Annotated in this window: 9 protein-coding genes; 6 read left to right on the forward strand and 3 right to left on the reverse strand. The window is 57.5% G+C overall.

The window, feature by feature from the left end:
* The first annotated feature begins 51 nt into the window (after positions 1 to 51).
* Positions 52 to 1110 carry an MBL fold metallo-hydrolase gene (locus tag JQF37_RS24325; protein WP_130210135.1) on the forward strand — a complete coding sequence of 353 codons (1059 nt, stop codon included), beginning with the start codon at positions 52 to 54 and terminating at the stop codon, positions 1108 to 1110.
* A 49-nt stretch (positions 1111 to 1159) separates the two neighbouring features.
* Here JQF37_RS24325 and JQF37_RS24330 read toward each other — a convergent pair whose 3' ends face one another.
* Together JQF37_RS24330 and JQF37_RS24335 are read right to left on the reverse strand one after the other, a co-directional pair.
* Entirely contained in the window at positions 1160 to 1477 is a 318-nt protein-coding gene (locus tag JQF37_RS24330; RefSeq protein ID WP_103406766.1) for a helix-turn-helix transcriptional regulator, read from the reverse strand.
* 93 nt (positions 1478 to 1570) lie between these two features.
* Positions 1571 to 2338: a helix-turn-helix transcriptional regulator gene (locus JQF37_RS24335; protein ID WP_130210137.1), complete on the reverse strand. Its 768-nt coding sequence runs from the start codon at positions 2336 to 2338 to the stop codon at positions 1571 to 1573.
* A 111-nt stretch (positions 2339 to 2449) separates the two neighbouring features.
* On the opposite strand from JQF37_RS24335, the gene JQF37_RS24340 reads away from it, so the two are divergent.
* The 3 genes from JQF37_RS24340 (at position 2450) to JQF37_RS24350 (ending at position 4434) form a co-directional block, all read left to right on the forward strand.
* The gene (locus tag JQF37_RS24340) at positions 2450 to 3265 is read left to right on the forward strand and encodes a sulfite exporter TauE/SafE family protein (protein WP_130210139.1); all 816 of its coding nucleotides are present in this window, start codon (positions 2450 to 2452) and stop codon (positions 3263 to 3265) included.
* Positions 3266 to 3336: 71 nt separating this feature from the next.
* On the forward strand, positions 3337 to 3699 hold the full coding sequence (locus tag JQF37_RS24345) for a hypothetical protein (RefSeq protein ID WP_130210141.1): 363 nt from the start codon (positions 3337 to 3339) through the stop codon (positions 3697 to 3699).
* Positions 3700 to 3735: 36 nt separating this feature from the next.
* Positions 3736 to 4434, forward strand: coding sequence for a hypothetical protein (locus JQF37_RS24350; RefSeq protein WP_130210143.1), 699 nt, complete (start codon positions 3736 to 3738; stop codon positions 4432 to 4434).
* Between the two features lie 7 nt (positions 4435 to 4441).
* Here JQF37_RS24350 and JQF37_RS24355 read toward each other — a convergent pair whose 3' ends face one another.
* The gene (locus tag JQF37_RS24355) at positions 4442 to 5413 is read right to left on the reverse strand and encodes a hypothetical protein (protein WP_130210144.1); all 972 of its coding nucleotides are present in this window, start codon (positions 5411 to 5413) and stop codon (positions 4442 to 4444) included.
* A 216-nt stretch (positions 5414 to 5629) separates the two neighbouring features.
* Here JQF37_RS24355 and JQF37_RS24360 point away from each other — a divergent pair, with 216 nt between their 5' ends.
* A complete protein-coding gene (locus JQF37_RS24360; protein ID WP_130211652.1) occupies positions 5630 to 5875 on the forward strand; it encodes a type II toxin-antitoxin system prevent-host-death family antitoxin in 246 nt (81 codons plus the stop codon).
* An 8-nt stretch (positions 5876 to 5883) separates the two neighbouring features.
* Positions 5884 to 6069 (forward strand): type II toxin-antitoxin system VapC family toxin, encoded by a 186-nt coding sequence (locus JQF37_RS24365; protein ID WP_204149774.1) that lies wholly within the window; start codon positions 5884 to 5886, stop codon positions 6067 to 6069.
* Positions 6070 to 6149 lie beyond the last annotated feature (80 nt).

Below are 6149 nucleotides of genomic sequence, written 5' to 3' on the forward strand. Positions count from 1 at the left end.
GTCCAACCTTGATAAACCGGTTACTTGCGGTTTTTCCGGAGTCATTCAGTCATGGCCAAAACCACTTCCCCCGCGGACATCGTTGCCGCATCTGAAGCGTCCCGTCAGACAGAAGGGCAATACCTCAATCACTCACCGTTCAAGCGTGAAGGCTTTCGCAAGACCCTGCGCATCCTGTGGAACATGGTCTTCCACAAGCAGCGAGACACCCGTCCGAGCACGCCGGTCCCGGTGCAAACCCTGACCCAGGCAGCGTTGATTGCCGCGCCGAACCACAGCGTCTATCGACTTGGCCATTCCACGGTGCTGCTCAAGTTGCGGGACAAATTCTGGATCACCGACCCGGTCTTCGCCGAACGGGCTTCGCCTGTGCAATGGGCCGGTCCCAAGCGCTTTCACCAGCCGCCGATCAGCCTCGACCAGTTGCCACCCATTGAAGCGGTGATCCTGTCCCACGACCATTACGATCACCTGGACTACCAGGCCGTGCTGCAACTCGCCGACAAGACCAGGTACTTCCTCACGCCGCTGGACGTGGGCGACACCCTGATCAAGTGGGGTATCGACGCCAGCAAGATCCGGCAACTGGACTGGTGGCAGGACACCGAAGTCGATGGCATCCGCTTCATCGCCACCCCGTCACAACACTTCTCCGGTCGCGGCCTGTTCGACGGCAACAGCACCCTCTGGGCTTCGTGGGTGATGATCGAAGGCAACACGCGGATCTTCTTCAGCGGTGACAGCGGCTACTTCGAAGGCTTCAAACACATCGGCGAACAATATGGTCCGTTCGACCTGACCCTGATGGAAACCGGCGCCTACAACGTCGAGTGGCCCCACGTGCACATGCAACCGGAACAAACCCTGCAAGCCCACATCGACCTCAAGGGCCGCTGGCTCTTGCCGATTCACAACGGCACCTTCGACCTGTCGATGCACGCCTGGTACGAACCCTTCGACCGCATCCTGGCCCTGGCCTGGGACCGCAGCGTTTCGATTACCACACCGCAGATGGGTGAGGCGTTCAACCTCATGTACCCGCAGCGCGGTGACGCGTGGTGGCTGGAGCTGGAAGGGGAGAGTGATCAGGTGACTGTGCAGAACGCGTAGTGTTTTGGAATCGGGCCGCTAGCCTTGAAAGCGGCCCGCCCAGGGATCTTTACTCAACCATCGCAAAATCAGCCCGCTCCATTGGATTTGGGGTACAACCTCTCAAGTTCATCCCGCGCCCCGGTGCAAACCCCGGAAAGAACACCAGTCCCTCGGCTTCAAACCGATACGCCAGCGTCAGCCGGGTGACATCCAGCACATCCTGCTCTGATTCGAAGCGCTGAATGGCCTCCACCGAAACCCCGGATTCGCGAGACAGTTCCTCCACACTCCAACCCAGCATCGCTCGGGCCTGGGCGCAGTGGGCCGGGGTGAATTGGAAGAGGGCGATACGTTCCAGGGTGATTTTCATCGCTTGAGAGGCCATGGGGTTCTCCGGGTTCGAGAGTGTTGATCAAAAATATACTGTGTTTTTGTACAGTTGTTTTCGGCCCGGATCAATTTGATTTTTCGATTTCTGCTATTTCGCCCCTTCCAACCAGACGGATGGCGCCTGGCCCAACAGGCGTCGGAACATGGTCGAGAATGCCGCCGGGCTGTCGTAACCGAAATCCAGGGCAATGCGCGTCACCGGTTCACCCGCGACCAACCGTGCAAGTGCCAGCACCACACAGGCGCGTTGCCGCCATTGGCTGAAACTCAACCCGGTCTGTTGGCGAAACAGGCGATTGAACGTGCGCAAACTGATGTGCAATTGATCGGCCCATTGTTGCGGAGACTGATGGGCGTCCGGCCGTTGCACAAAGGCTTGGCACAACGCGAGCAGGCGCGCATCGAGCGGCAGCGGGATATGCAGCGGCAGGTGAGTGCTGAGCGCCAGTTCGTGCAGCAACAAGTCGATCAGGGTGGCGTCGCGACTGTTTTCGGCGTACTCCAGCGCAATCTCCACCGCTTCCATCAACAGGTGCCGCATCAACGGCGACACGCTGATGACCTGACAGCGCTGGCCCAAATCCACCGCGCTCGGCTCGATGTACAAACTGCGAGTGCTCACCCCCAGCATCAAGACCTCATGCGCCACCCCCGCCGGAATCCACACCGCCCGTTGCGGCGGCACCACCCAATTGCCATCGTGCGTGCTCACCTGCATCACCCCCGTGGCGCCGTACAACAACTGCGCGCGACGGTGTGTATGACGGGGCAGCCATTGGCCGTAGGCATAATCCGAACCGATGGCAACCACCGGACGTGGCGTGGCGTCCAGCAGATCAATCGAAATATTGCGCATCCAGGCAGTCCCACAGTTGGCGTAAACGCAAACATTATTGGCTGACTTGCTGAAGCAGGCCAAGGCGCAGCGCTTTATCGTCGACTGCTCTCAATCAACGGACGACGCGCAATGTTCTACCTATGGCTGACACTCTTCGGCTGCATGAGCGGCGTTACCGCCGTGTTGTTTGGTTTTGGCGGGGGCTTTGTGGTGGTGCCGTTGCTGTACCGCATGCTCATGGCCAGGTACGGCGTGGACGATCCCATCGGCCAGGCGGCGATGCACATTGCCGTCGCCACCTCGACCTGCGTGATGATCGTCAATGCGCTGATCGCCACCGGAAAACACCACCGCGCCGGTCATCTCATTCGCCATTACCTGTGGCCGTTGGGCGGCTTCATTGGTGTGGGGGCGGCACTCGGCGCCGTGGCCGCGATGCACGCCAGTGGTCAACTCATTCGTTTGGCCTTCATTGCCTACCTGGGGCTGACCATTCTGGATTGCCTGTTCAGAGACGGCTTTCTCACACATTCCCAGCTGCGAAATCCACGCCGATTGAGTCGGTCAGAACAATCTGGCGGCGGTGTGGGAATCGGCGTCATTGCGACCTTTCTCGGCGTGGGCGGCAGCGTCATGACCGTGCCATTATTGCGCCGATGCGGACTGAGCATGTCCCAGGCGACATCCATGGCCAATCCACTGAGCTTGCCCGTGGCACTGGCCGGAACCCTGACCTACATGGCCATGGCCGGCTTCAGCGCGTTTGATCTGGGGCTGTGGTTTGTCGGCTATGTGGATCTGCTGGCGTTTACGGTGTTGACGGTTGGATCGGTGGTGGGGATTCGCCTGGCCACGCCCTGGATCGGGCGCATACCGGATCAGATTCACGCGCGGGTGTACGTCGGGTTGCTAGTGTTGGTGCTAATGAGTATGTGTGCCAGGTAGGGTTGGAGTCAGTGGGCTTGTTCGCAAGAATGCGACTTTGCACTGTTCAATATTTCGCGCGGGAGAATGTCATGAGGGTCCTCGAAAGTGATTGGAAGAAGTTCAAGGAGCTGTACAAAATTGCGCTCGATCGTTTCTGTCTGAGGGTGTTGGCCGATGCCGAGACTATCGCCGAGCATGACGCGCTCTCACCCCACGCCAGATATCGGACGCTTTATCAGCTGATGCGCGATCGGGATAAAGACATCGTCCGCACGTTCGATCGTTACAGTCGATCTAGCGCCCTTATGGCCTTGGAAACGATGGTCAGTCACGATTTGCTGACCGATGCAGAGCTGTCAGTCCTTAGCGACGAGGTGCAGGCAATGCTTGCTGACGTTGTTCGTCGGCCCCATAAGATTAAGTGGGCCGAAGAAGGCGTAAGTCATGACTGACTCCCCCTATACCCAGACCTCTAGCAGAGAATCAGGATGTTGATTTTTAACTGCACCGAAGCGGCCAGCCATTTCTTCAGCCGCGTACACAAGGGTAAAAAAATCACCCCGGTGGAAAAACCGCCATCACCCGTTATCGAGGAGGATGAGGTCGGCGAGCTTGCCGAACAGTGGCTGGTTCACGCCGCCACCGTGCAACGCAAACACGTGCTGTACGTCATCCATGTGCAAACCCGCTACTGCATGATTTTCGCCGACACGAAAAAGGCGGATATCGAAGGTTTCATTCGACGGTTTGCCAACCGCTGGGTAGAGGGCCTGATCCGTCACGCCGGAAACCATGACATTCTTCGCTGGGTCGATGCTGAGCAGATGATGGGGCGCTTCGAGGAGGGTTGCCGCGAGTATGCGTTTTACAAACGCGGCCACCGAGGTGCGCAAAAACACATCAATGAAATTGCCTGGATCTTCGAGGACTGCGCCGCTGAATGGGGGACTCTGCCCTCGGATGAGTTCTCAGCCGGACGCTTCGATGGCGACATGAATGACACGCCACGAGGGACCAAAGGGCACAAGGATTTTTACTACCCGGATGAGGAAATGGTGGCTCACTGGTTGCGCCGATACGTTGGCCTTGATGAGTCCGGCATTCAAGCCGCACTTGAACGGCGCATGGAAGTGAAGCGGGAAATCCGGGCATTTGAACGGGAGCTTAAACACGCGCGGGAGTCGTAATGGTGGGTCATTTCCCCTCCAGCCCCGGCGCCTCCCGCACAATAAAGTGATCCAGATTCTCAATGTTGGCACTGAACACCCCGAACGTCTGCTCGGGGTTTTTCTTGCTCGGCACCTGTTTCAACTCCGGCGTCACGCCATAAAAGAAGCAATACAACTCGCGCCCGCTCTCGATGGCGTGCTTGATCTCTTCCAGGAACGCCTTGCGCTTGCGGTAGGTGTCGATCAGCTTTTTGCTCAGGTAAACATTGACCGAATACGGCTTCTTCTCGAACCAGACCTTCTTCTCGAAATCGATGCGCAAACTCTGGGTGTAGTCCTTGATCTGCTTGACCTTGCCCCAGTAAATCAGCCCCTTGTTGTCCTGCAGGTACTCGATCTTCTTGAAAAACGCCGCGTACGTTGCAGTGTGTTCGCCGATCTTCAACGGCATGCGCTTGAGCAAGTCCTTGTCGTCGAAGTTCGACACGAAACACTCCACCGGGTGGGCGAAGATGCTGGTCTTGTCCGGCGTCGAATCGTGGCTCGGCGGCTCGACATGATTGGCGGCCGAAGGCGTGGCGGGCGCATCCCTCTGAGTGTCGGACGCCACCGCCGGGCCGGACGGCTGACGCACATACGCACGCCGAGTCAGTAACAATTCCGATGGGAAATGCTCCTCGCGACTGTCATCCGCTTCCGCCCCATCCGCCTCCACGCCCGATGCCGGCGTCTTCAGACTGACATAAGGACAACCCTCGACATGCCGCGTGCTCGGCAAATTCTTGAAGTGCGGCGTACGCACGTAATTCACATTCTTGGCGTTGAACGTCCCCAACGCGTTCGCCACGTCGAATGCCAATCGACAGGCATCGTTGGGGCACTGGAAGTGTTCCTTGGCGGAATCGAAGGCCATGGTCTCGTCGAAATTGAGATCGCGCACGTCATAGATCGACAGCTTGGCGTCGAGGCTGAGGCAGTAGGCGAGGTCGAATTTCATGGGGGGGCTCGGGTCCTTGAGGGGGGGGTATTAATAGCGGGTAGTGGGTGATGGCGCATCTGTTGATTCGTGTTTGTCGTATCAAAGAGACACTGTGGATTCGCTTGAAAACAGAAATGGTTTGAGAAGACATTTTTGATAGACGGTCACCTCGCTAGCTTGCCTATAGAAAAACGCCAGCTTAGGCTAGCTTAGCTAACTCTATGGAGGTGCCATATGAATGAATTGGTGCAAGTAAACATGCACGAGGCAAAGTCCCAACTCTCTCAACTTGCTGAACGTGCGTGGCATGGTGACAAGGTGGTGATCGCCAAAGCCGGGAAGCCTTATCTGGATCTGCTGCCTCATGTCGATACCCCTCGGGCGCGCAAGCCTGGGCGGTTGAAGGGGAAAATTCGGATGTCTGCGGATTTCGACAAGACTCCCGAGGACATCATCGATGGATTTGAGGGCAGCTTATGAGGCGCTTGTTGTTGGATACCCATGCGTTTCTTTGGTGGCTGTCCGATGATCCGGCACTGGGTGCGGAGGCTCGGGAGATGATAGGAGAACCGCGAAATCAGGTGCTGGTGAGCGCTGCTTCTATCTGGGAAATATCGATCAAGCAGGCTAAAGGGATGCTGGAGGGTAACCGTCCGGGCAACACACCTTCCTGACACCGTCGCTTGAGGCGATGGTGTCCACCTAAATTTAAGTGGACACCATTTTTAGCCTTTTTAAGCGGACGCCTATGCCA

It is taken from the genome of Pseudomonas sp. MIL9, assembly GCF_016887925.1.
In the GTDB taxonomy this organism is placed as follows: Bacteria; Pseudomonadota; Gammaproteobacteria; order Pseudomonadales; family Pseudomonadaceae; genus Aquipseudomonas; species Aquipseudomonas mohnii.

Coding starts and splice junctions, on each gene's coding strand:
- JQF37_RS24325 (WP_130210135.1), top strand. CDS start 52: ATGGCCAAAACCACTTCCCCCGCGGACATCGTTGCCGCATCTGAAGCG.
- JQF37_RS24330 (WP_103406766.1), bottom strand. CDS start 1,477: ATGGCCTCTCAAGCGATGAAAATCACCCTGGAACGTATCGCCCTCTTC.
- JQF37_RS24335 (WP_130210137.1), bottom strand. CDS start 2,338: ATGCGCAATATTTCGATTGATCTGCTGGACGCCACGCCACGTCCGGTG.
- JQF37_RS24340 (WP_130210139.1), top strand. CDS start 2,450: ATGTTCTACCTATGGCTGACACTCTTCGGCTGCATGAGCGGCGTTACC.
- JQF37_RS24345 (WP_130210141.1), top strand. CDS start 3,337: ATGAGGGTCCTCGAAAGTGATTGGAAGAAGTTCAAGGAGCTGTACAAA.
- JQF37_RS24350 (WP_130210143.1), top strand. CDS start 3,736: ATGTTGATTTTTAACTGCACCGAAGCGGCCAGCCATTTCTTCAGCCGC.
- JQF37_RS24355 (WP_130210144.1), bottom strand. CDS start 5,413: ATGAAATTCGACCTCGCCTACTGCCTCAGCCTCGACGCCAAGCTGTCG.
- JQF37_RS24360 (WP_130211652.1), top strand. CDS start 5,630: ATGAATGAATTGGTGCAAGTAAACATGCACGAGGCAAAGTCCCAACTC.